This is a genomic window from Alkaliphilus serpentinus, from assembly GCF_009017255.1.
GTDB classification, from domain to species: domain Bacteria; phylum Bacillota; class Clostridia; order Peptostreptococcales; family Natronincolaceae; genus Alkaliphilus_D; species Alkaliphilus_D serpentinus.
On sequence record NZ_WBZB01000013.1, the window covers coordinates 81,003 to 103,400 of the forward strand.

The 22,398-nt window shown below is 37.0% G+C and carries 21 protein-coding genes; 1 reads left to right on the top strand and 20 read right to left on the bottom strand.

The annotated features are described in order from the left end of the window. Positions 1-232 precede the first annotated feature (232 nt). From smc to F8153_RS04405, 14 genes are all read right to left on the bottom strand, one after another. A complete protein-coding gene (smc, locus tag F8153_RS04340; RefSeq protein WP_151865141.1) occupies positions 233-3,817 on the bottom strand; it encodes a chromosome segregation protein SMC in 3,585 nt (1,194 codons plus the stop codon). A gap of 128 nt (positions 3,818-3,945) precedes the next feature. Next, positions 3,946-4,974, bottom strand: a complete 1,029-nt coding sequence (locus F8153_RS04345) for an elongator complex protein 3 (RefSeq protein ID WP_243136893.1) — start codon at positions 4,972-4,974, stop codon at positions 3,946-3,948. Continuing rightward, positions 4,967-5,683 carry a ribonuclease III gene (gene rnc / locus F8153_RS04350; RefSeq protein WP_151865143.1) on the bottom strand — a complete coding sequence of 239 codons (717 nt, stop codon included), beginning with the start codon at positions 5,681-5,683 and terminating at the stop codon, positions 4,967-4,969. Before rnc ends, F8153_RS04345 begins: the two co-directional genes overlap by 8 nt. A 131-nt stretch (positions 5,684-5,814) precedes the next feature. Then, positions 5,815-7,059, bottom strand: a complete 1,245-nt coding sequence (fabF, locus tag F8153_RS04355; RefSeq protein ID WP_151865144.1) for a beta-ketoacyl-ACP synthase II — start codon at positions 7,057-7,059, stop codon at positions 5,815-5,817. Positions 7,060-7,160: 101 nt separating this feature from the next. Beyond that, entirely contained in the window at positions 7,161-7,391 is a 231-nt protein-coding gene (acpP, locus tag F8153_RS04360) for an acyl carrier protein (RefSeq protein ID WP_151865145.1), read from the bottom strand. A gap of 57 nt (positions 7,392-7,448) precedes the next feature. Then, positions 7,449-8,192: a 3-oxoacyl-[acyl-carrier-protein] reductase gene (gene fabG / locus F8153_RS04365; RefSeq protein WP_151865146.1), complete on the bottom strand. Its 744-nt coding sequence runs from the start codon at positions 8,190-8,192 to the stop codon at positions 7,449-7,451. A 10-nt stretch (positions 8,193-8,202) separates the two neighbouring features. Beyond that, a complete protein-coding gene (gene fabD, locus F8153_RS04370) occupies positions 8,203-9,147 on the bottom strand; it encodes an ACP S-malonyltransferase (protein WP_151865147.1) in 945 nt (314 codons plus the stop codon). A 2-nt stretch (positions 9,148-9,149) separates the two neighbouring features. After that, a complete protein-coding gene (gene fabK / locus F8153_RS04375; RefSeq protein ID WP_151865148.1) occupies positions 9,150-10,100 on the bottom strand; it encodes an enoyl-[acyl-carrier-protein] reductase FabK in 951 nt (316 codons plus the stop codon). A gap of 17 nt (positions 10,101-10,117) precedes the next feature. Beyond that, a complete protein-coding gene (locus tag F8153_RS04380; RefSeq protein ID WP_151865149.1) occupies positions 10,118-11,113 on the bottom strand; it encodes a beta-ketoacyl-ACP synthase III in 996 nt (331 codons plus the stop codon). Beyond that, positions 11,106-12,113, bottom strand: a complete 1,008-nt coding sequence (gene plsX, locus F8153_RS04385; RefSeq protein WP_151865150.1) for a phosphate acyltransferase PlsX — start codon at positions 12,111-12,113, stop codon at positions 11,106-11,108. Before plsX ends, F8153_RS04380 begins: the two co-directional genes overlap by 8 nt. A gap of 204 nt (positions 12,114-12,317) precedes the next feature. Next, on the bottom strand, positions 12,318-12,878 hold the full coding sequence (gene fapR / locus F8153_RS04390) for a transcription factor FapR (protein ID WP_151865330.1): 561 nt from the start codon (positions 12,876-12,878) through the stop codon (positions 12,318-12,320). A 383-nt stretch (positions 12,879-13,261) separates the two neighbouring features. Further along, a complete protein-coding gene (rpmF, locus tag F8153_RS04395) occupies positions 13,262-13,441 on the bottom strand; it encodes a 50S ribosomal protein L32 (RefSeq protein WP_151865151.1) in 180 nt (59 codons plus the stop codon). 12 nt (positions 13,442-13,453) lie between these two features. Further along, entirely contained in the window at positions 13,454-13,984 is a 531-nt protein-coding gene (locus F8153_RS04400) for a YceD family protein (protein WP_151865152.1), read from the bottom strand. A gap of 197 nt (positions 13,985-14,181) precedes the next feature. Further along, positions 14,182-15,375 carry an acetate/propionate family kinase gene (locus F8153_RS04405; RefSeq protein WP_151865153.1) on the bottom strand — a complete coding sequence of 398 codons (1,194 nt, stop codon included), beginning with the start codon at positions 15,373-15,375 and terminating at the stop codon, positions 14,182-14,184. A 226-nt stretch (positions 15,376-15,601) separates the two neighbouring features. Between F8153_RS04405 and F8153_RS04410 the strand changes: the two genes are divergently transcribed. Next, on the top strand, positions 15,602-16,864 hold the full coding sequence (locus F8153_RS04410; RefSeq protein ID WP_151865154.1) for a nucleotidyltransferase: 1,263 nt from the start codon (positions 15,602-15,604) through the stop codon (positions 16,862-16,864). Between the two features lie 216 nt (positions 16,865-17,080). On the opposite strand, the gene rpmA is transcribed toward F8153_RS04410, so the two are convergent. The 6 genes from rpmA to F8153_RS04440 all read right to left on the bottom strand — a co-directional run bounded on the left by rpmA (position 17,081) and on the right by F8153_RS04440 (position 22,380). Further along, positions 17,081-17,368, bottom strand: coding sequence for a 50S ribosomal protein L27 (rpmA, locus tag F8153_RS04415; RefSeq protein ID WP_151865155.1), 288 nt, complete (start codon positions 17,366-17,368; stop codon positions 17,081-17,083). A gap of 3 nt (positions 17,369-17,371) precedes the next feature. Further along, positions 17,372-17,704 (bottom strand): ribosomal-processing cysteine protease Prp, encoded by a 333-nt coding sequence (locus F8153_RS04420; protein WP_151865156.1) that lies wholly within the window; start codon positions 17,702-17,704, stop codon positions 17,372-17,374. A 9-nt stretch (positions 17,705-17,713) separates the two neighbouring features. Further along, positions 17,714-18,025, bottom strand: coding sequence for a 50S ribosomal protein L21 (rplU, locus tag F8153_RS04425; protein ID WP_151865157.1), 312 nt, complete (start codon positions 18,023-18,025; stop codon positions 17,714-17,716). Positions 18,026-18,270: 245 nt separating this feature from the next. Further along, entirely contained in the window at positions 18,271-19,794 is a 1,524-nt protein-coding gene (locus F8153_RS04430; RefSeq protein ID WP_151865158.1) for an Rne/Rng family ribonuclease, read from the bottom strand. Positions 19,795-19,810: 16 nt separating this feature from the next. Continuing rightward, positions 19,811-20,542: a TIGR03936 family radical SAM-associated protein gene (locus F8153_RS04435; RefSeq protein WP_151865159.1), complete on the bottom strand. Its 732-nt coding sequence runs from the start codon at positions 20,540-20,542 to the stop codon at positions 19,811-19,813. Further along, positions 20,542-22,380, bottom strand: coding sequence for a TIGR03960 family B12-binding radical SAM protein (locus tag F8153_RS04440; RefSeq protein WP_151865160.1), 1,839 nt, complete (start codon positions 22,378-22,380; stop codon positions 20,542-20,544). The genes F8153_RS04435 and F8153_RS04440 overlap by 1 nt, the downstream gene beginning before the upstream one ends. Positions 22,381-22,398 lie beyond the last annotated feature (18 nt).

Consider the following 22,398-nt stretch of genomic DNA (forward strand, 5'->3'; position numbering starts at 1 on the left):
AATCTCTGATTGATGTTAGTCACTTAGCTAGGGATTTGTCATTAAAATTTCAATGGTTTTATATGGGTATTTTATGACAAATTAACTAGCTTCCTGAATCTTTTCTAAATGTTGAATGTTGAATGTTGAATGTTGAATTGATGTGGAAATTTTCATAGAAAATTTCTTATTTTTTCTTAAACAATTATCCATATTAATTACTCATTTCTAATTACTCATTGGTTTTCTAAATCTAGCTGGCCATCTCATCCTCTTCCTGATCCATTAGCTTAACTGAAACCAGTTTAGATACCCCTTCCTCTTCCATCGTAACTCCATATAAGACATCTGCTATTTCCATAGTACCCTTTCTATGGGTAACAATAATAAACTGTGTGGTTTCCGAAAGCTCCTTTAGAAATGCTGCAAATCTGTGAACATTGGAGTCATCAAGGGCAGCTTCAATTTCGTCTAGAATACAAAAGGGACTTGGTTTAACCAGCAATATTGCAAAGAGCAGTGAAATTGCCGTTAGGGCCCTTTCACCTCCTGAAAGTAATGAAAGGTTTTGAAGCTTTTTACCCGGAGGTTGGGCAATGATTTCAACACCAGATTTTAAAACGTTCCCTTCTTCTTCAAGGACTAGATCAGCCCGGCCCCCTCCGAATAGTTTGGTAAATACTGTATTAAAATTCTCTTTTATAATCTGAAATTGTTGTGTAAATTGCTTCTCCATAGTTTTTTCCATATCCTTAATAATTTCATTAAGGGAATCTTGGGCCTGAAGTAAATCCTCCTGTTGCTTTCTTAAAAACTCAAATCTCTCCTTAACTCGATCATACTCCTCTATGGAATCAATATTTACACTGCCTAGGGCTTTAATTTCATCCTTATAATTCTTAATATCTTTATTTGATTGTGAGATATCTTCTATTTCAATCTTCATCTCAACAGCACTTTGATAGGTTAGCTCATACTCCTCCCATAGCCTATTATAATAGCTCTGCTGCTGCATATCTAGCTTGGTCCTTTTTAGCTCCAATTTATGAAAATCTTCTTGAAGCTTTGCGAGATCCTCTTCAAAGGAAGTAATTTCAGAATGTATTTTTGCCTCTGCCTCTAATATAGTATTCTTTTTATCTTTCTTTTCATTCAACTGTTGATCTAAGATTGAAGCTCTTTGAGTTAACATTTCTAACTGTTGTTCACTGGATTTCAATTGATGGGTTAAATCAATAAAACGTTGATTGGTATCAACTACTTCCATCTGCTTATTTAAGATAGTGCCTTCATTTTTTTGGATGGTTTGCTGTAGATATTCAATCTCCTGAAGAATTGATTGTTTTTTACCCTCAATGGAGGCTACCTTAACCTTCTCACCAGTTATTTCACTATTTAACTCCTCAAGCTTTGTTTTTTCTAGTTGCAGCAAATCGTGAATACTATTAATAGAATCCTTTGTATTAGAAATTTTGACTTCTAACTCTTGAATTTCTTTTTCTCTTAATTGAAGCTTGCTATAGGACTCCTCCTTAACCTTTTTCAACTGAATAATTTCAGCCAACAATTGCTTGTTTACTCCTTCTAATGAATCCTTTTCCTTTTTAGCCTGTTGAATTTGATTGATAAGGGTAGCCTCTTTGATCCTGGCATCCTGTCTTCTTAGATTTAATCCACTAAGATTTTCACTTATGAATTCCCGATTATCCTTTAATGTGTGAACCTCTTGATTCTTTTTATTGTAGCTATTAGCTGCTAAATTTATGTCTTCCAGCAGATCCTCTAACTCTCGCTTTCTACCCAATATTCCAGAGGTATTCTTGATACTGCTTCCACCAGTGAGGGAACCACCAATATTTAGCACATCCCCATCAAGGGTAACAATTTTAAAGCGATAATTCAGTTTTTTAGCAGCTTCAACTCCAGCTTCAATATTAGGTACCACTAAAACCCTTGATAAAAGACTAGAAAAGATTTTTTTGAATTTTGGATCTATATCAACAATATCAAAGGCAATCTTGACATTTGAAAGCTGATCTATAATCGAAAGCTCATCTGAGGTTATGCTTCTACTTTGGATGGTGTTGATTGGCAGTATGGTTATTCGACCCAAATTTTTATTTTTCATATGGAGTATTAGCCTTTTAGCCTCTTCATCCTTATCGCAAACAATATTTTGAATGGCAGGACCTAAGGCAATTTCTATAGCTGTTTCGTAGCCCTTAGGAACCTTTATAAGGTCAGCCACTACTCCATGAACACCCCTACCTAGGGAGGGGTTTTCTTTACAGGCTTGAAGAATGTTTTTTACACTCTTGTTAAATCCCTCATGCTCTTTTTCCATCTCTTCAAGTACATTTTTTCTTGATTGAAGATGGTTCATTTTATTCTTTAGGGCCTCTAGCCCTTTATACCCTTCAGTTATTTCATCATCCAAGGTTTTAAGTTCCTCTTTGTGAGTCTCCTCTTGGTGTAAAATCAATTTCATTTCCTCAGATAATTGTCTATGTTCGTCATCCAGTATAACAATTTCATCCTGATTTTCCCTAAGTTTTTGAATATTGGTGTCATTTTCTCCTTCCACTTGAAGGAGTCTATCCTCCATGGTTTGCAGAAGGGTCTTTAGACTATTTAATTCACTTTTTTTATCACTTATACGATTAAGGGTGTCAATGATATAGGATTTAGAATCCTCCATTTCCCTTTCCTTTTCACTGTTTTTAATGGCCTTAGCTTCGTAATCCTCCAGCTTGATTGTTAAACCCCGTTGAAGTTCATTTAGTTGCTGACATATTTCCTCTAAGAGAATCAGCTTTTCCTCCAACTGGAATTTAACCTCTTGATGGTTTTCCTCAGCTTGCCTTATTTCATCCTTTAAACGCTTGACATTTTCATCGTTGTTGGACAGCTTTTCCTTAAAGAGCTGAAGGTCACCCTCCTTCTGCTTCATTTCATTTTCCGTTTGATGGAAGGCTCCCTGTAACTGAGAATACTCTATATCCCATTGGTTTAGTTGTTGTTTAATATTCTCTATACCCTCAGCATGCCTTTGCTTTTCTAATCTGCCTTCTTCTAATGATTCAGTGACCTTCTTTAATTGGTTATTAATATTATTAAGCTCCACTTCAATTTTATCAATTTCTCTGATAAAAAGATTTACCTCTAAGGTTAATAATTTTCCTTTAAGCTCTTGATATTTTTTTGCTTTAACGCTTTGTCTTCTTAAGGGCTCCAATTGATTTTCCAGTTCATGAAGGATGTCTGCAACCCTTAGCAAATTATCCTTGGTGGAGGTTAATTTTTTTTCTGCTTCATCTCTTCGGGTTTTGTATTTAATAATTCCTGCCGCCTCTTCGAATATTAATCTTCTATCCTCAGCCTTACTGCTTAAAATTTCATCGATTTTTCCTTGTCCAATAATTGAGTAGCCTTCTTTTCCGATTCCGGTATCCATAAGGAGCTCTCTAATATCCTTTAGTCTACAGGCGGATTTATTTAAGTAGTACTCACTTTCACCTGATCGATAAACCCTTCTTGTAATGGTTATTTCACCATAATCAATGGGCATCTTTCTAGAAGCATTATCTAGAGTAATGGATACCTCCGCCATCCCTACAGGTCTTCTGGAGGCTGTTCCAGCAAATATTACATCTTCCATTTTACTACCCCTAAGGGACTTTGGACTCTGCTCCCCTAAAACCCATCGAATGGAATCTGAGATATTGCTTTTGCCACTACCATTGGGTCCTACCACACCAGTAATTCCATTTTCATACTGCATCTCTATTTTATCAGCAAAAGATTTAAATCCTTGAATTTCTAAGCGTTTTAAATACAACAAAATCACCCCAAAATTAAATGAATGGAATCTTACTGATTTATTTTATCACAAAGCCATGGATAACTCTAGTAAAATCATAAGGATAGGCCCTTAAGCCCCAGAATCTATAAAACAAAAAATGACAGTTAATTATCGCTGTCATTTTTAACCACCAACTCACCTTCCATTAATTGGTCTGTAATTTTTATTTTAAGGGACTTTAATTTGTATTTATGCGTAAAATAATCTTTATTGGATTTTTTATATCCAGCAACCTTTGATGGATCCCTTTTATTACAATAAATAACAATTTCTTGGGAGTTCTTAATATCTTCTTTATCGAATTCTCTTTGAATTTTATCCCGAAAAATTTCCGTTTCCACCAGCTCCCGATAGGCTGGATGATAGGGGCCAGCCACAATTCCCACGCCATAGGTGATTTCTTCCGTTGATTGTAGACCCATTCTGATAACTGGAATATTAGCAGTATTAAAGGCCAACAAAGCATCCTTTCCTATGCTTATGACTTCTTCAAGATCCATTGGTTTGTATATACCCAAATTATACAGTTCCTCAAGATGGGTATCCTTTATCACAATTGTTGGATAAATTCTAACAAAGTTTGGCCTCCATTTAATAAAATCCTTGACGGTTTCAGCAATGGTTTCGGGTGTGTCTCCCAATAAGCCGATCATCATTTGTAGCCCCAGTTGTATATTGTAGGCTTTTATAAGATTTACAGCCATCTCTACATCTTGGCTGCTATGGCCCCTTAGATTTTTAATTAAAACCTCATCATTGGTGGATTGAACCCCCAATTCAATGGTTGACACTCCTAATTTATAAATTTCTGATAGCACTTTATCATTAATATAGTCTGGTCGAGTAGAAAGCCTGATATCATCTATTTTGCCTGCTTCTTTCGCCCTATAGGCTGGCATCAATAATTCCCGTTGGTTATCAAGGGGCAATCCAGTAAAGCTTCCACCATAAAAGGCCACTTCTATGGAAGCCTTATCATTGGTTATGGTTGAGAGGTAGGTATCTATTGTTTCAGAAAGCTCCTTACCACTCACTTCCCGTCTTTCACCAGCGATTCTTTTTTGATTGCAAAAGCTACAGTCATGGGGACAGCCAACATGGGGAATAAAAATAGGGATGATAGATTTATTCATACTTATGGATTTCCTTTTCTATTGCCTCTTCTGCAGCATTTTGTTCTGCTTCCTTTTTACTCTTTCCCCTTCCCCTACCAAGAAGTTGATGATCTAAGTATACCTCAACACTAAAGATTTTTGCATGGTCTGGTCCCTCTTCATTGACGACTTGATAGCTTATTTTTCCGTTGGTTTTACTTTGAAGAATCTCCTGTAGCTGTGTTTTAAAATCTTTGAACAAGTTACCTTGAACGGCTAGCTCCACTAAATCTGAAAGGTTGCTTAAAACAAATTCCCTAGCAGCTTGAAAGCCCCCATCTATATATAGGGCACCGATAATTGCTTCAAAGGCATCAGCCAGTATTGAACCCCTTTGTCTTCCACCAGTATTTTCTTCTCCCTTACCCAATAGCATATAATCGCCAACCATTAAATTTTTAGCCTTTATGGCAAGGGAAGGCTCGCATACAACATTGGCCCTTACCTTGGTAAGGTCTCCCTCTGGTAAATGCTTATACTGATGAAATATATAATCGCTTATTGCTAAGCTTAATATTGAATCACCTAAAAATTCTAATCTTTCGTTATGTATCACATTTTTATTCTTCATTTCATTGGCATAGGAGCTATGGGTTAAAGCAGTGTTTAATAGCTGCAGATTTTGAAAGCTATATAGGATTTTCCTTTGAAACTCCTCAAGCTGCATTCTTCTGTTTTTATGAATCATATGATATCCTCCCTTAGATATAGCCTTTAAATAGAATTCCCAATTCCTTATTTAGTATTATAATTAAAATCTCCAGTATGTCAACAATATATAAAAGGTGACAGTAGGACTATCCCCTGTCACCTAATGTTTTAAGCTTCTAAATATTTTTTCACTATGATGGTTGCATTATGACCACCAAAGCCTAAAGAATTGGAAAGGGCATAATCAACAGTTCTATTCTTTTTCTCATTTGGTACATAGTCAAGGTCACAATCTGGATCTGGGTTTTCTAAATTGATTGTAGGTGGTATGACATTGTTTTTTGAAGCTAAAATACAAGCAATTGCCTCTATGCTACCTGCAGCACCTAACAAATGTCCAGTCATAGACTTCGTTGAGCTTACAGATAATTCATAAGCATGCTCCTTGAATACTGTTTTTATGGCCATAGTTTCAAATTTATCATTGTAAGGTGTACTAGTACCATGGGCATTAATATAATCTATGCTGGTATAGGGGATATTGGCATCCTCAAGGGCAGCCACCATTGATCTAGCAGCTCCTTCTCCCTCTGGCGATGGCGCTGTAATATGATAGGCATCTGCACTCATGCCATAGCCAACAATCTCTGCATAAATTTTGGCCCCTCTTTTTTTAGCATGCTCTAGATCTTCAATAATTAGAATACCTGAACCTTCACCCATTACAAAGCCGTCCCTGTTAAGATCGAAGGGCCTGCTTGCCTTTTGTGGCTCTTCATTATGGGTAGACATGGCCTTCATGGAGCAAAAACCTCCAATGGATAATGGTGTTATAGATGCCTCCATACCGCCGGTTACCATAATGTCTGCGGCTCCCCTTTGAATAAGCTTAAAGGCTTCTCCTATAGCATTGGTTGAGGATGCACATGCGGTAACAACTGTAGTATTTGGCCCCTTAGCTCCTAGAGTCATGGAAACATATCCAGCCCCAATATTGGTAATCATCATAGGGATCATAAAGGGGCTGATTCTCTTAACTCCCTTTTCCATCAACTTTTGATGCTGCTCCTCAAGGGTTTCTATTCCCCCAATACCAGAGCCCAAAATAACACCAAATTTCTCTGCCTGAATCTCTTCTACCCTGAGGTTTGCATCCTTCATAGCCATCATTGAGGCTGCTACTGCATACTGCGTAAATCGATCCATCCTCTTAGCTTCTTTTTTATCTATATAATCCTCGGGGTTAAAATCCTTCACCTGTGCTGCTATCTTTGTGGGAAAGTCTGTTGCATCAAATCTATCTATTAAATCGATTCCCGATTTTCCATTTAACAAAGAGTTCCAAAATTCTTCAACGGTGTTTCCTAAAGGGGTGATACATCCCAAACCTGTCACAACAACTCTTCTACTCATATTAAATTGCCTCCCTTACAAATTACCTTATCAGCATAATGTCAGCCGCTTCATTACTACCTTAGGGCTGACATTACACTTAAGATCTCTTTAAAATGTCTTTACTTATTTGCCTCCACATATTTCACGATGTCACCGATGTTTTTAAACTTCTCAGCTTCATCATCGGGAATTTCTACACCAAACTCATCTTCAATTGCCATAATGATTTCTACCGCATCTAAAGAATCTGCTTCTAAATCATTAATTAATGAAGTAGCTGGGGTAATTGCGTCTACATCCTCTACACCTAATTGTTCTACAATAATTTCTACTATTTTGTTAAATACCATTTTGATATTCCTCCTTGAATTTTTATGATTTATTTTTTAAAATGAACTTTACCAAAATTACATGGCCATTCCGCCATCAACATGGATTACCTGACCAGTGATATATTGTGACGCCTCACTGCTTAAAAATACAACTAGATTTGCAATATCCTCAGGTTTACCATATTTTTTCATTGGAATATGGTTTATCATCTGATCCTTAACATTATCTGATAGAACAGCAGTCATGTCGGTGTCAATGAAACCTGGTGCAATGGCATTTACATTGATTCCCTTGGGAGCAAGCTCCTTTGCTAAGGATTTTGTCATTCCAATTACTCCTGCCTTTGATGCACAATAGTTGGCTTGACCAGCATTACCCATTACTCCAACAACAGATGACATATTTATTATTTTGCCATATTTCTGCTTCATCATCCGTCTAACTACAGCTTTGGTACAATAAAATAAGCCATTTAAGTTTACATCCATCACCTGCTGCCATTCTTCATCCTTCATCCTCATAAATAAATTATCTCTAGTGATGCCTGCATTATTTATAAGAATATCTACACCTTCAAGCTTTTCTTCAATTTCATCCATCATAGCCTTTACTTCATGGGGATTTGCAACATTAGCCTTTATGGCCAAAGCCTTTACTCCAAGACCTTCTAGTTCTTTAACCACCTCATCTGCTACTTGACTATTGCTGGTGTAATTAATGATAATGTTTGCACCCTCATTTGCAAGGGCGATGGCAATTGCCTTTCCAATGCCTCTGGTACCACCTGTTACCAATGCATTTCTTCCCTTTAGGCTCATAACCTACCTCCTAATTCAGCGTATTTAAGATTTCTTTAACTCCATCTATATCTTCCACATTTAAGGTTTCTACCTTTAAACTCATATTCTTAGCAATTTTTTTGATAAAGGCACTTAAGGTTTTACCAGGCCCTATTTCTATGAAGGTATCTACACCCTCATTGATCATAAATTCTACTGAGTCCTGCCATAATACTGAACTACTTACCTGTTTCACTAAGCTAGGTAGGACTGCATCCTTACCTTCAAGATACCTAGCCTCCACATTGGTGATTACTCCAATCTCAGGATTATTGATTTTATAGTTTGCTAGATCAGCCTTTAGCCTCTCTCCTGCAGGCTTTAGAAGACTACAATGAAAGGGAGCGCTTACAGGTAATATTACTGCCTTTTTAGCTCCTAATTCAATGGCTCTGCCAACTGCTGATTTTACAGCATCAACTTCACCTGAAATTACAATTTGACCTGGGCTGTTTAAATTGGCAGTTTCTACAATTCCGTATTGTTGAGAATCCTTAAGACATTTTTCTAATTCAGTTCTTGGCAGACCCAAAATAGCAGCCATTGTACCCACACCGGCTGGAACAGCCTCTTGCATATATTTTCCCCGATTTTTTACGATTTTTACAGCATCACCAAAGGAGAAAACATTAGATTTTACTAATGAGGCATATTCACCCAAGCTTAAGCCTGCCGTCATATCACAAGCTATCCCTTCCTTTTCTAAAACCCTTAAAGCTGCAATGCTTGCAGTTAGTATGGCAGGTTGGGTGTTTTCAGTTTTAATTAATTCTTCATCAGGCCCTTCAAAGCATAGCTTCTTCATATCATAATTCAGTTGATGACTGGCCTCTTCAAAAGCTTCCTTCGCTACCTGAAAATTATCTACTAGGGTTTTGCCCATACCAACATATTGAGCACCCTGACCTGGGAATACAAAAGCCCTTTTACCCATTTTTATACCTCCTTACCTTGCTTTAACAGCTCTTTTAGCTGATTATTACCTTCAAGAATGATTTCTTCTATAACTTCTTTACAGGATTTGATATCCTTCACCATAGCCGCCACTTGGCCAGCCATTACTGAACCTTCATGTATATCCCCATCTACTACTGCTAATTTTAGCCTTCCTGATCCAAGGGCCTCAAGCTCTTCTATAGAAGCCCCTTCCTTTTCTAGCTTAGCAAAGTCCTTTGATAGCTTATTTTTCAGCACTCTTACCGGATGCCCCGTGCCCCTTGCTGTAACAACTGCATCTCTATCCTTAGCCTTTAGAACAGCCTCTTTATAATTATCATGGGCAGTACATTCATGGGTACAAATAAATCTTGTTCCAATCTGTACCCCATCTGCTCCTAAGGCTAAAGCCGCCAGAAAACTACTTCCATTGGCAATTCCCCCGGCTGCAATAACAGGAATATTTACCTCTTCTACAATTTGGGGCACAAGGACCATTGTAGTTAACTCTCCAATATGACCACCTGCTTCAGTTCCTTCAACTATGATGGCATCTGCACCTAGCTTCTCCATCCTTTTGGCTAATGCCACTGAAGGGACTACAGGAATTACCTTTGTACCTATTTCCTTAAATCTATCAATATATTTACCGGGATTTCCAGCACCCGTGGTGATTACCGGAATCCTCTCACGATAAATTACATCCACCACCTCTTCGACAAAGGGGGATAGAAGCATTACATTTACTCCAAAGGGCTTATTGGTCAATTCTTTAGCTTTCTTTATCTCTTTCTCCACTATTTCAGCAGGGGCGTTTCCTGCAGCGATAATTCCTAAACCTCCAGCTTCTGAAACGGCAGCAGCCAATTCAGCTGTAGCCACCCAAGCCATTCCCCCTTGTATTATAGGGTATTTTATATTTAATAAATCACAAATTCTCGTATGAAACATAGCCTACCTCCTAATATTTAAATGCACCATTTAACCACTGATGATCCCCAGGTTAAGCCACCTCCAAAGGCAACTAAAACCACAATATCCTCCTTTTTAATATTTCCCATACGATAGGCTTCGTCTAAGGCAACAGGAACAGATGCTGCCGACATGTTGCCATATTTATCAAGGTTTACAAAGACCTTTTCTATAGGAAGCTTTAATCTTTTGGCTGCAGCATCGATAATCCTTATATTGGCCTGATGGGGCACTAAATAATCAATATCATCGATGGTAAGATCACATTTCTTTAAGGCCTCCATAGCAGCTTTACCCATTACTCTGACTGCGAACTTAAAAACCTCACTACCATCCATTTGAACATAGTGGAGTTTTTTTTCCAGGGTTTCTAAAGAGGCGGGCATTCTTGAGCCTCCTGCTGGCTGGGTTAAAACTTCTCCACTACTACCATCAGCTCCAAGATAGGAGGATAGTATTCCATATCCTTCCTCCACCCTTTCTACTACTACCGCCCCGGCACCATCACCAAATAATACACAGGTGTTGCGGTCTTCCCAGTTTAGGATTTTTGATAGGGTTTCTGCCCCAATTATTAGAGCATTTTTATAAAACCCATTCTTAATAAACTGCTCACTTATGGTTAAGCCATATAAAAATCCTGAGCAAGCAGCCTCGATATCAAGGGCAGCCGCCTTAGTAGCACCCAAATTTTTCTGCACGATACAAGCAGTCGATGGAAATGCCATATCCGGCGTAACGGTGGCAACGATTATTAAGTCTAAATCTTCCGCCTTTAAGCCAGCATCCGCCATAGCCTTTAGTGCGGCTTCTGTTGCCAAATCAGAGGTGGCTTTATCAGCTTCTACAACCCTTCTACAGGATATTCCTGTTCTGGTTCTAATCCACTCATCTGTAGTATCCACCATTTTTTCAATATCATAGTTTGTTACTTCTTTTTCCGGTAATGCACTTCCTGTACCAGTAATGCCAACGGAATACCAATTATTCAACTATATCAGCTCCTAGATTTTTGATTTCCTCTTCTATTTTTTTAACAACTTGGTTTTCAACTAAAGTTTTTGCTTGGCGAATAGCATTCATAATTGCCTTTGCATCAGAACTACCATGGGCCTTCACCAAGGCACCCTGAACCCCTAAAAATGGAGCCCCTCCATATTCTGTATAATCAAAGCGTTTTTTAAACCCCATAAGGCCAGATTTTATCAATAGGGCCCCTAGCTTTCTTAATGGATTTTTAGTAAGCTCTTCCTTCAAAACTTTAAATATCATCATAGCTACACCCTCTGTAAGCTTTAAAATTACGTTTCCAGTGAAGCCATCACACAAAATTACATCTGTGTATCCAGAAGGAATATCCCTTGCCTCAACATTACCCTGGAAGTTAAAGGGGGCCTTTTTACAAATCTTGTAGGCTTCCTTGGTGCTTTCATTACCCTTTCCTTCCTCAATGCCTATGTTTACAAGACAAACTCTTGGAGTCTTTATGCCTAAAACCATTTCTGCATAGATGCTTCCCATTATCCCAAACTCAATATAATTTCTTGCTTTAATATCCGTATTAGCTCCTCCATCAATTAATACAGAGGCTCCCTTATAGTTAGGGATCACTGGCGCTAGAGCTGGCCTGTCAATTCCTTCAATTCTCCCTAATACAAACAAGCCTCCTGCCAATAGGGCTCCTGTATTACCAGCAGATATAATTGCATCTGCCCTTCCATCCTTAACAATATTTAAAGCAACCACCATAGAAGAATCCTTCTTTTTTCTAATGGCAGCCACTGGTTTATCTTCGTTTTCTACGATCTCACTAGTATGTACGATCTCGATTTTTTCCTTAGGATATTGAAATTTTTTTAATTCTGAATCTAATGTTTTCTTATCTCCTGTTAAAATTAAATTAACACCATATTGATTAACAGCATCAACGGCACCCTTCACCGTTACCTTAGGACCATGATCCCCTCCCATGGCATCTAATACGATTTTCATTTTTAATCATTCCTTTCCCTTACAACTAAAAGATAAATTGAAAATTGAAAATTGAGAATTGAAAGTAAAAGCATATAATTGATCGCTACAGAAAACATTATTAATTAGTTCCGTTTATTTAATAGCTAGAAAATCACTAGAATTATCAGAATTTCTTCTTTTAAATTTTCCATTTTCCATTTTCAATTTTCAATTTTTATTTGATTATCTTGCCTTTATCGCCACCAAAATAAACTTCCCTCGAAAGACTTGGTTTTGATTTACAGAGATTTTAACATGAACAAAGTGCTTATTACCCCTTACCCTTACAACCTCTGCTTTAGCCACCAGCTTTTCGCCAGCATGGACGGGGCTTAAGTATTTTATATTAGAAACACCCGTTAAAGCAACCTCTGCATCAATAACTGACATTGCTAAGGATTCTGCCTGCGAGAAAATATGATGACCCCTTACTAGGTTGGTTTTCTTAAAGGCCATACCCTCGGTAGTTTCAAGGATGGAGATGCCACTGGTTCCTAGATTAAGATCAATTAGTTCTCCTATAATCTCTGTACCTATAATACTTCTAACCTTTTGATAGTTCTTCTCTGCCACAAGCTTTACCCTTTCCCTTAGTTCAGGAATCCCTAGCTCAAGGCGATCTAAGCGTATTGTTTGTATGCTTACATTAAATTTCTCAGATAGCTCCTCATCTGTCACAAAGGGATCTTCTGTTAATAACTCTAACAGCTCCTTTTGTCTATTTGATTTACTTATTCTTCCCATACCCTTCACATATATCACTCCAATAGTTAGTACTTATAATTAGTACCTGATACTAATATTTAGTATATATTACTCCTTTATAAAAATCAATAGTTATCGGTTTATTTTACTTGTACTTTTTAAGGTCGTCATTTGAAAAATTAAATTCCGTCCTAGGGATATTTATAGGTTTTAAAGGACATCCGTTAATAATTTAAGGTTTTCTATAATTTGATTTTAATATTCAAACTAGCAGTATTTAAAACTTCAGAATGTCATTAAAAATTACTATTTAAGTAGACTTTGTTTACAGAAAAATTCGTCATATAGGATTCCTTCTTAGTTCTTAGCAATAAAAAAATAGTAATGAATAACTCATTACTATTTCTAAAATGATATCTTTATTATTTTGCTGCTACTACCTCTTTATTTCTATAATATCCACACTCTCCGCAAACCCTATGGGGTAGCTTTGGCTCATGGCATTGTGGACATTTAACATATCCAACAGCAACATATTTTGAGTTTGCAGCTCTTCTCATGTTTTTCTTTGATTTACTGGTTCTGCGCTTTGGTACTGCCATATTTACACCTCCTTAATCTTGTTGTAGCAATTTCTTAAGTTTAGCCAGTCGAGGATCAATTCCATCATCGTGGTTTTCTTCAGTAATACATTTGCATTCTTTGTCATTCAAATCTTCGCCACAACCGGCACATATACCCTTACAAGCTTCACTACATAACAGTTGAATGGGTATATTCATGATAATATTTTCCTTTACAATATCTTCAAGACTAATTATTCCATCATGATAAAAGAAAATGTCTTCTAGATCATCATCTTCATTAAGAACTTCTTTTTCCTCCACCAGTTGAACATTAATCTTAGAACTGTAATCATAAGTAAATGGTTTTAAACATCTACTACAGCTTACCTCCATTAGGGTTTTCACCTGACAGGCTAGAAAAAACTCATTACTCACATTATAAATTTTCCCTTCAAGCGAAATTGGGTTTGGTAATAAAAATTTATCGCCATAATAATTAATGGTATCAAGATTTAGTTGCAAATTCAAGTCAACTTGGTTCTTTTTTTCCTTTTTCAGTAGATTTAAATCAACCTTCATTCTTGTCACCTCTTAACCATCGCTAAATTTGATTATACAAACGATAAAAAGCTTTGTCAAGTATTTTATCTTGATACCTCTATTAAAAGAGAAAAGGTAGGATAAATCCTACCCCAAACTGACCCATCCTATTCTTTGCTGTTACAAAAATGTTTTGAACAGTCTGCTTGATGTTGAAACTTCCAACAACGATTATATTATTTTAGCAATTCTTTTGTTTCCCTTGCAATCATCAATTCTTCATTGGTAGGTATTAGCAATACCTTTACTTTTGAATCTTCAGTTGAAACAATGGTTTCTTTTCCTCTAACCTTATTTTTACCTGCATCGATTTTTATGCCTAAGAAATCAAGATTATTACAAACTTCTTCACGGGTTTCAGGTGAATTTTCACCAAGACCAGCTGTAAATATTACTGCATCTAGGCCACCCATTTCTGCTGCATAGGCACCAATATATTTCTTAACTCTTTTATAATATACATCTAAGGCCAGTTGAGCTCTTTCATTTCCTGAAGCGGCTGCACCTTCAATGTCTCTAAAGTCATTGCTTACACCTGAAATACCTAATACTCCAGATTTTTTATTCATGATATTGTTAACATCAGATGAAGAAATATGCTCCTTCTCCATAATAAAGGTTACAATAGCAGGATCGATATCTCCGCAACGAGTACCCATTACTAAACCCTCTAATGGAGTAAAGCCCATGCTGGTATCAACGGATTTTCCTCCATCAACTGCAGCTACACTGGCACCATTTCCTAAATGGCAGGTTACCATCTTCAATTCTTCAATAGGTTTGCCCAATACTTCCGCAGCCTTCATGGCTACATATTTATGGGAGGTACCATGGAAGCCATATCTTCTAATTTTATATTTATCATATAATTCGTAGGGTAATGCATATAAATAGGATGATTTAGGCATTGTTTGATGGAAGGCTGTATCAAATACCCCAACCATTGGTACATTCGGTAGAATCTCTTCACATGCATAAATACCCATTAAGTTTGGAGGATTATGTAATGGTGCTAGTTCAGAGCACTCTTCTAGGGTCTTTTTAACCTCATCATTGATAATTACTGATTGAGCAAATTTTTCTCCACCATGGACAACCCTATGGCCTACAGCTGCAATTTCATTCATTTCCTTAATTGCACCATGCTGAGGGTGAACTAAGCAATCTAATACAATACGAATAGCAGATTTGTGGGTTCCCATGTTTTCTTCAATAATCACCTTGTCCTTACCGATTGCTTCATGCTTTACAAATGCATCTTCTATACCTATTCTTTCAGCTACACCTTTTGCAAGAACCTCTTCAGTATTCATATTAATCAATTGATATTTTAATGAAGAGCTGCCACAATTTAAAACCAATACTTTCATTTGTTAACCTCCTGTAAAATATATTTTGACAAAACTTTGTCATTCGTGTTTTTCTATCATTACAATCATAATAAATTTTTGAGGGTTTTTCAAGCTAAAGGTCATTTATTTTTCGAAACATAATTTCTTTTCCTGTTTGACAGGATATAAAATAAACTATACTATAATTAGTAGTTTCTACAATTTTAAAATATTTAAGCAGAAATTTTTTAGGAGGTAAACCTATATGAAGGTTTTAGGTTTAATAACAGAATATAATCCCTTTCACAATGGGCATCTATACCATTTAGAGGAATCTATTAAGCTAACCAACAGCACCCATTCTATTGCTGTTATGAGTGGAAACTTTCTACAAAGGGGAGAACCAGCCTTAATACATAAATGGGCCAGAGCAGAAATGGCCGTTAGAGCAGGTGTAGATTTAATTTTAGAAATTCCTACGGTGTATGCATCCTCCTCTGCTGAATGGTTTGCCTATGGATCTGTTAAGCTTCTAGATCAATTAGGAATTGTAGATACCATTTGCTTTGGAAGCGAAGAGGGAGATTTGGAGCTGCTTAAGGAAATCGCTAAGGTATTTGTTGATTCACCAGCCTCATTTGAAGGATTCCTAAAGGAGTTATTAAAGGAGGGTTTATCCTTTCCCGTTGCTAGAAGTAAAGGTTTAATTCAATACCTAAGGGAGAAAGGAACTTATAATCAAAAGATTCTCGATAAAGTACAGGATTTAGTGGAAACTCCTAATAATATATTGTCTATTGAATACTTAAAGGTTTTAAGAGAAATGAATAGTAGTATTATCCCCTATACAATTCTAAGAAAAAAAGCTCCCTATCATTCCACCAGCTTAGAAGGGAACATAGCCAGCGCCACCGCCATAAGGGAGTTTTTGAAAAAGGATAACCTCTTATTGGGAATAAAACATACTGTACCAGAGACTACATACAACCTATTAACCGTATCCTTTAAAGATGGCATAGGTCCAGTTTTTGCAGATGATTTTCAACAGAGTATATTTACCCTATTACGAAGGGCTTCCTTCGAAGAGCTTAGAGAAATCCAAGACGTGGTGGAGGGCTTAGAAAATAAAATCAAGGATAGTAGTCTGAACTGCAGTTCATTACAGGAGCTTTTTAACTTGGTTAAAAGCAAACGCTACACCTACACACGACTCCAAAGAATTATCATACATTTACTTCTAAGTATCAAAAAGCAGGATATCATAGAATTTAAAGAGGCAGGAGGCCCGCAGTATATAAGAATTTTAGCCTTTAATGATAGGGGCCGAGAATTATTAAAGCGGATGAAGGATAAAGCCTCCCTTCCCATTATTAATAAGATTCCACAGTTGGAGAACCTAACTCCAATAGCTAAAAGGATGTTGGAGATTGATATTGGAGCCACTAATATCTATTCCCTTGCCATCAACAATAAGGAATTATCTGATAAGCAGCTGGATTATTATATCAGTCCGGTGTATGTAAAGTAACGAATAAAGGGTTGATCCTATGGATCAACCCTTTAAAGTCATCTAGATTACAGACTGATCAAAAGTCCTTAGATTCGAGGCGCAAGCAAAACCAGCGATTGCGGCGTATACAGAAAATACGTAAGATTGCTGATTTTGTGAAGCAACAAAGAATATGAGGGTTTTTCATCAGTCTGAAGGGTTGACCCTATTGGATCAACCCCTATTGTTTATAAATTATGCTTCTTTAGTATATATACTTACCTGTTTCTTATCTTTACCTTTTCTTTCGAACTTAACGATTCCATCAATCATTGCGAAAAGAGTGTCATCAGAACCCTTTCCTACATTGTTTCCAGGATGTATTTTTGTTCCTCTTTGTCTTACAAGGATGTTTCCAGCACTAACAAATTGCCCATCAGCTCTTTTCACGCCTAATCTCTTAGCAATACTGTCACGACCGTTTTTGGAGCTACCAACACCCTTTTTACTAGCGAATAACTGAAGATCCATTACAAATAACATGACTTACACCTCCTTGTCATGAAGCTCTATATACTTTGGGTAACCAATCACTAAACTTTTTAAGCCCAATACCATTGTTTCTAAAAGAATATTGGCATCCTCCCTTTTACTTTGAGGAAGATTATCTGGTATTCTACAATAGATATCGCCCTTCTCCCGCTGATGGTCTAATTCTATCTTAAGAATCTCATAAAGACCCAATAGGGTTGTTTGAGATAGCACCGAAACAGCTGCACAGACAATATCTTCTCCAGCCTTAGCTGAAGATGCATGGCCCTTTATATCAAACTCAGATATATTACCATTCTCATTTCTTTTAATTACTATCTTTATCATAGTACCATCCTAAGCATTGATTTTTTCAATAAGAAGCTTTGTGTATGGTTGTCTATGACCTTGCTTTTTTCTGTAGTCTTTTTTAGGCTTGTACTTGAAGATTACAACCTTCTTTCCTTTGCCCTGAGCAGCAACCTTTGCTTCTACCTTAGCTCCTTCTACAACAGGAGTTCCTAAGGTTAATACTCCATCCTTAGATACAGCTAATACAGTATCAAGAACTACAACTTCTCCTTCTGCTGCATTTAATTTCTCAACAAAAAGTGTATCGCCTTCTTGAACTCTGTATTGCTTACCACCAGTCTCAACTATTGCGTACATAATTACACCTCCTCAACCCAGTCTCGCCAGGTACTAGGTACTTTCGTTTAAAACCCGACCCGTGCGGCTACTTACAGAAATATATGATATCATAGCTGTCTATATATGTCAATACTTTACTTCTACACTTCTACCATCATGTTTTATTCCTTAATTGAAAAAGTAAAATCCACCCCTGCCGGAAAACCCGATTATTATGAATCATTAACGGTTCTTAGAGTTCGTTTTAATTTCGTTTTTAACCTTTAATTATAATCATCCATTTCCTTCTTATTTTGCTCCTTTAATTGACCCTCAATAAGTTCTTGATTACCCATCATCTTAACCTTAATTTCTCCCAAGGTCAGCTGAGGATTTTCAATAAAGAAGGCCTTTATATCAGTAGTCTTTTCCATTTCCTCGATTATATCCTTTTCACCTTCAAGCTCCTTTAAGGATTCAGGATTTATTTCAAATAGAACAGCCCTACTGGTGGTATGATTCTTTGTTCTCTTAAAATGCTTTTCTAGTTTATGAAGAAGGCTATATTCTGATAGAACCTTCCCTGTTCCATCACAATGATTACAACGTTTTTGAAGGTGGGATTCTAAACGCTGCCGTACTTTTTTACGGGTTATTTCCACCAAACCAAGGTGGGTCATCCCCATAATTTTTGTTTTGGTACGATCCTTTTCTAGGGCTAATTCCAGCTCCTTTAATACCCTTTTCTCGTATTCCTCATTGGTCATATCAATAAAATCAACAATTATGATACCACCAATATCTCTAAGCCTTAGCTGCTTTGCAATTTCCACAGCTGCCTCTAAATTGGTTCTAAAAACTGTATCCTCTAAATCTACGCTTCCTACGTATTTCCCAGTATTCACATCTACAACTGTTAAGGCCTCAGTGGTATCAATCACAATATACCCACCGCTTTTAAGCCAAATTCTTCTGGAAACTCCCTTTCCAATTTGGCCTTCTACACAATATTCCTGAAATACTTCTGCAGAATCCTCCACCAATTGAAGGCGGTCCTTTAAGGAAGGAGAACTTAATTCTATTAATTCCCTAGCCCTATTATATTCCTCCTCATCATTTATGATAAATCTACTGATGTCATTGGTGAATATGTCCCTAATGGATCTGTTTACCAAGTCAAAGTCCTTATGTATAAGACGGGGAGCAAATCCCAGTTTCTTTTCTTTTTCAATTTTTTGCCATAGCTTTAGCAAAAACCGAATATCATCTTTAAAATCCTCTTTATTCCTACCCTCCGCAACAGTTCTTACGATTATCCCCATGTTGTGAGGCTTTAATTCTTCAATTTCTAAGCGAAGTCTTTCCCTTTCACCTTCATCAGCAATTCTTCTTGAAACCCCTATATAATCGGTATAGGGCATTAAAACCAAGTATCTCCCAGGAAGGGTTATATGGGTAGTTACTCTGGCTCCCTTTGTGCCTATGGGTTCCTTAATAACCTGAAGGATGATTTCTTGACCCGGCTTTAAAACCTCCTTTATAGACATCTCCTTATAGACTTCAGTCTCTTCATTAGATAGATCTTGAGGCAGGGCATCCTTCACATATAAAAAACTATTTTTATCTAAACCAATATCTACAAAGGCAGCCTGCATTCCCGGTAGCACATTGGTGACTCTACCCTTATATATGTTTCCAACGATTCTTTTATTATTTTTTCTTTCTATATATAGTTCAACTAAATCTTTGTCCTCTAAAATTGCTAATCTTGTTTCAGCAATTCCTACATCAACAATAATTTCATTCATAAGCCTACCCCCAACATCATATCCTCTTTAAAACATCCAACGGAGTTACCCACTGACCCTCTACCTCTTTATATAATTCTAAACGTTGAATTCTAATACTCTCAACATCAATTGGTAGTAAAGAATCCTCCTTCAATTTCTTCACAACTACCTCTGGTTTTAAATTGGCCACACTACCAGTAGCAAGATTCATCTTCAGAATTACGGTATTTTCCTCTACAGAAAGGAGCTGCATCTGATAAATATTGGGTCTAATATTTTTTCTTTGAATCTTAACATCATATTTTCTACCCTTAATCTTTTTTTCCTTTTCTTCAATGATTTCTTCTCTAGATAAAAATTCATCGATTGCAGCATGAACTACATTAAAATCAATATTTTCGGTTATTTTAAATTTAACCATGTAAAGGGAGCGACTAATAATAGACATTAGTGAATCCTCGTCCTTTGATATATATTTGGATTCAATAATTTTCAAGCCCTTGGGCAAAACAGCATTTAAGGTGGTTTTAAATTCTTCTGTATGGACTTCTTTATCCAGCTGTATATCAATGTACTCTCCTTGACTACTGACACCAACCCCTAAAGCTGTAGCAAAGGCCATGATAGGATGAGGATTGAAGCCCTTAGAATAGGATATTGGTATATTACCCCTTCGCATTGCCCTTTCAAATACCCTGACTAAATCAAGGTGAGATATAAAAATTATATCATCCTCTTTAACGAATCTACTACGAATTTTAAACATCAACAAACTCCTCCTATAAAGCCTTGATTAATACCACAGCCTGAGCAATTGGTTCTACAATCAACCGTCAACTTCCCTTCCTTAGCCTTTTCATTTTCCCTTATTAAGAATTCTTTGGTTACCCCGACGTCAATATGATCCCAGGGTAATATTTCTTCATAGTTCCTACTTCTATTGGCATAAAAGCTTGGGTCTACAGCTGTTTCTTCAAAGACCCTCATCCATCTATCAAAGTTGAAATGCTCTCCCCATCCGTCAAACTTACAGCCTTCTTCGATTGCATGGGCTAATACCTTAGAAAGCCTTCGATCTCCCCTAGCAAAAACTCCTTCTAAAAAGCTGGTTTTTGCATCATGATAATTAAAGGTGATTTTCTTGTGCCTCAGCTCATCTACTAGGGTTTTCTGTTTTTTATTGATTTCTTCTAAAGAATTTTGGGGCACCCATTGGAAGGGGGTAAAGGGCTTGGGAACAAAGTTAGAGGCGCTTACGGTTACGTTTAAGCCCTTACCTCTTTTTTCCTTATCAGTTCTATGATAACAATCCACCACCATATAGGCTAATTCCTTTATACCCACTAAATCTTCATTGGTTTCTGTTGGTAGGCCAATCATAAAATATAGCTTAACACTACTCCATCCTAAGCTAAAGGCTTTTTCAACAGCATTTCTTAAGTCCTCCTCTGTGATTCCTTTGTTGATTACGTCCCTTAGACGTTGACTACCGGCTTCTGGCGCAAAGGTCAATCCTGATTTTCTAATTTTTTGAACCTCTTCCATGATTTCAAAGGTAATATTATCTAATCTTAGGGATGGCAGGGAAATTCCCACCCTATCCTTTTCATATTCAGAAATCAAATGTCTAACAAGCTTGTCCAGATTAGAAAAATCGCTGGTACTTAAGGAGGCTAAGGAAATTTCCTCATAGCCAGTATTTTTAAGAAGGCTTTTTGAAAGCTCCTGGAGCCTTTCCAAACCCTTTTCCCTAATGGGCCTATAAATCATCCCGGCTTGGCAAAATCGGCATCCCCTTGTACAGCCCCTAAAAACCTCCAGCATCACTCTATCATGGACAGTATCTATGAAGGGGACAATAATCTTATCGGGATAAAAAACCTCGTCCATATCTTCAATGATTCTTTTTTGAACCCTTTCAGGAACCCCCTCATACTTAGGCTTGACGGCCTTAAGAGTACCATCTAGATTATATTCCACAGTGTATAAGGAAGGTATATATACCCCTTGGATTGAGGAAACTTCTATTAAAAAATCTTCACGTTTATAATGTCTGCCTTTATATTTCTCGTATACTTCTAAAACCTCTGGCAGAACCTCTTCTGCCTCCCCTAAAATAACAATATCCACGAAATCTGCTATGGGCTCTGGGTTATAGGCGCATGGGCCACCTACAATGATATATGGATGCTTTTCTCCTCGATCCTTTGAGAAGAGAGGAATCCTTGCCAAGTTCAACATATTTAAAATATTGGTATAGCTTAATTCATACTGTAGTGTAAATCCAACAAAATCAAACTCTTCGATAGACTCTCTGCTCTCCAACCCAAACAAGGGTATATTACTCCGCCTCATTCGATCTTCCATATCTGTTGCTGGAGCAAAAACCCTTTCACAAAAGACGTTCTCCTGCTTATTCAGAAAAAAATATAGGATTTGCATTCCCAAATGGCTCATGCCTATTTCATATATATCAGGGAAGCAAAATGCAAATCTTATCGTATTCTCATCAACAGTTTTATGTACACTATTTAACTCATTTCCTAGATACCGCCCCGGCTTTTCAACGGTATAAAGAATATCTTCAATATCAACCCTTTTCATTTGTTGTCCTCCATTCAA

Coding starts and splice junctions, on each gene's coding strand:
- F8153_RS04345 (WP_243136893.1), bottom strand. CDS start 4,974: ATGAATAAATCTATCATCCCTATTTTTATTCCCCATGTTGGCTGTCCC.
- rnc (WP_151865143.1), bottom strand. CDS start 5,683: ATGATTCATAAAAACAGAAGAATGCAGCTTGAGGAGTTTCAAAGGAAA.
- fabF (WP_151865144.1), bottom strand. CDS start 7,059: ATGAGTAGAAGAGTTGTTGTGACAGGTTTGGGATGTATCACCCCTTTA.
- acpP (WP_151865145.1), bottom strand. CDS start 7,391: ATGGTATTTAACAAAATAGTAGAAATTATTGTAGAACAATTAGGTGTA.
- fabG (WP_151865146.1), bottom strand. CDS start 8,192: ATGAGCCTAAAGGGAAGAAATGCATTGGTAACAGGTGGTACCAGAGGC.
- fabD (WP_151865147.1), bottom strand. CDS start 9,147: ATGGGTAAAAGGGCTTTTGTATTCCCAGGTCAGGGTGCTCAATATGTT.
- fabK (WP_151865148.1), bottom strand. CDS start 10,100: ATGTTTCATACGAGAATTTGTGATTTATTAAATATAAAATACCCTATA.
- plsX (WP_151865150.1), bottom strand. CDS start 12,113: ATGAAAATCGTATTAGATGCCATGGGAGGGGATCATGGTCCTAAGGTA.
- fapR (WP_151865330.1), bottom strand. CDS start 12,878: ATGGGAAGAATAAGTAAATCAAATAGACAAAAGGAGCTGTTAGAGTTA.
- rpmF (WP_151865151.1), bottom strand. CDS start 13,441: ATGGCAGTACCAAAGCGCAGAACCAGTAAATCAAAGAAAAACATGAGA.
- F8153_RS04400 (WP_151865152.1), bottom strand. CDS start 13,984: ATGAAGGTTGATTTAAATCTACTGAAAAAGGAAAAAAAGAACCAAGTT.
- F8153_RS04405 (WP_151865153.1), bottom strand. CDS start 15,375: ATGAAAGTATTGGTTTTAAATTGTGGCAGCTCTTCATTAAAATATCAA.
- F8153_RS04410 (WP_151865154.1), top strand. CDS start 15,602: ATGAAGGTTTTAGGTTTAATAACAGAATATAATCCCTTTCACAATGGG.
- rpmA (WP_151865155.1), bottom strand. CDS start 17,368: ATGTTATTTGTAATGGATCTTCAGTTATTCGCTAGTAAAAAGGGTGTT.
- F8153_RS04420 (WP_151865156.1), bottom strand. CDS start 17,704: ATGATAAAGATAGTAATTAAAAGAAATGAGAATGGTAATATATCTGAG.
- rplU (WP_151865157.1), bottom strand. CDS start 18,025: ATGTACGCAATAGTTGAGACTGGTGGTAAGCAATACAGAGTTCAAGAA.
- F8153_RS04430 (WP_151865158.1), bottom strand. CDS start 19,794: ATGAATGAAATTATTGTTGATGTAGGAATTGCTGAAACAAGATTAGCA.
- F8153_RS04435 (WP_151865159.1), bottom strand. CDS start 20,542: ATGTTTAAAATTCGTAGTAGATTCGTTAAAGAGGATGATATAATTTTT.
- F8153_RS04440 (WP_151865160.1), bottom strand. CDS start 22,380: ATGAAAAGGGTTGATATTGAAGATATTCTTTATACCGTTGAAAAGCCG.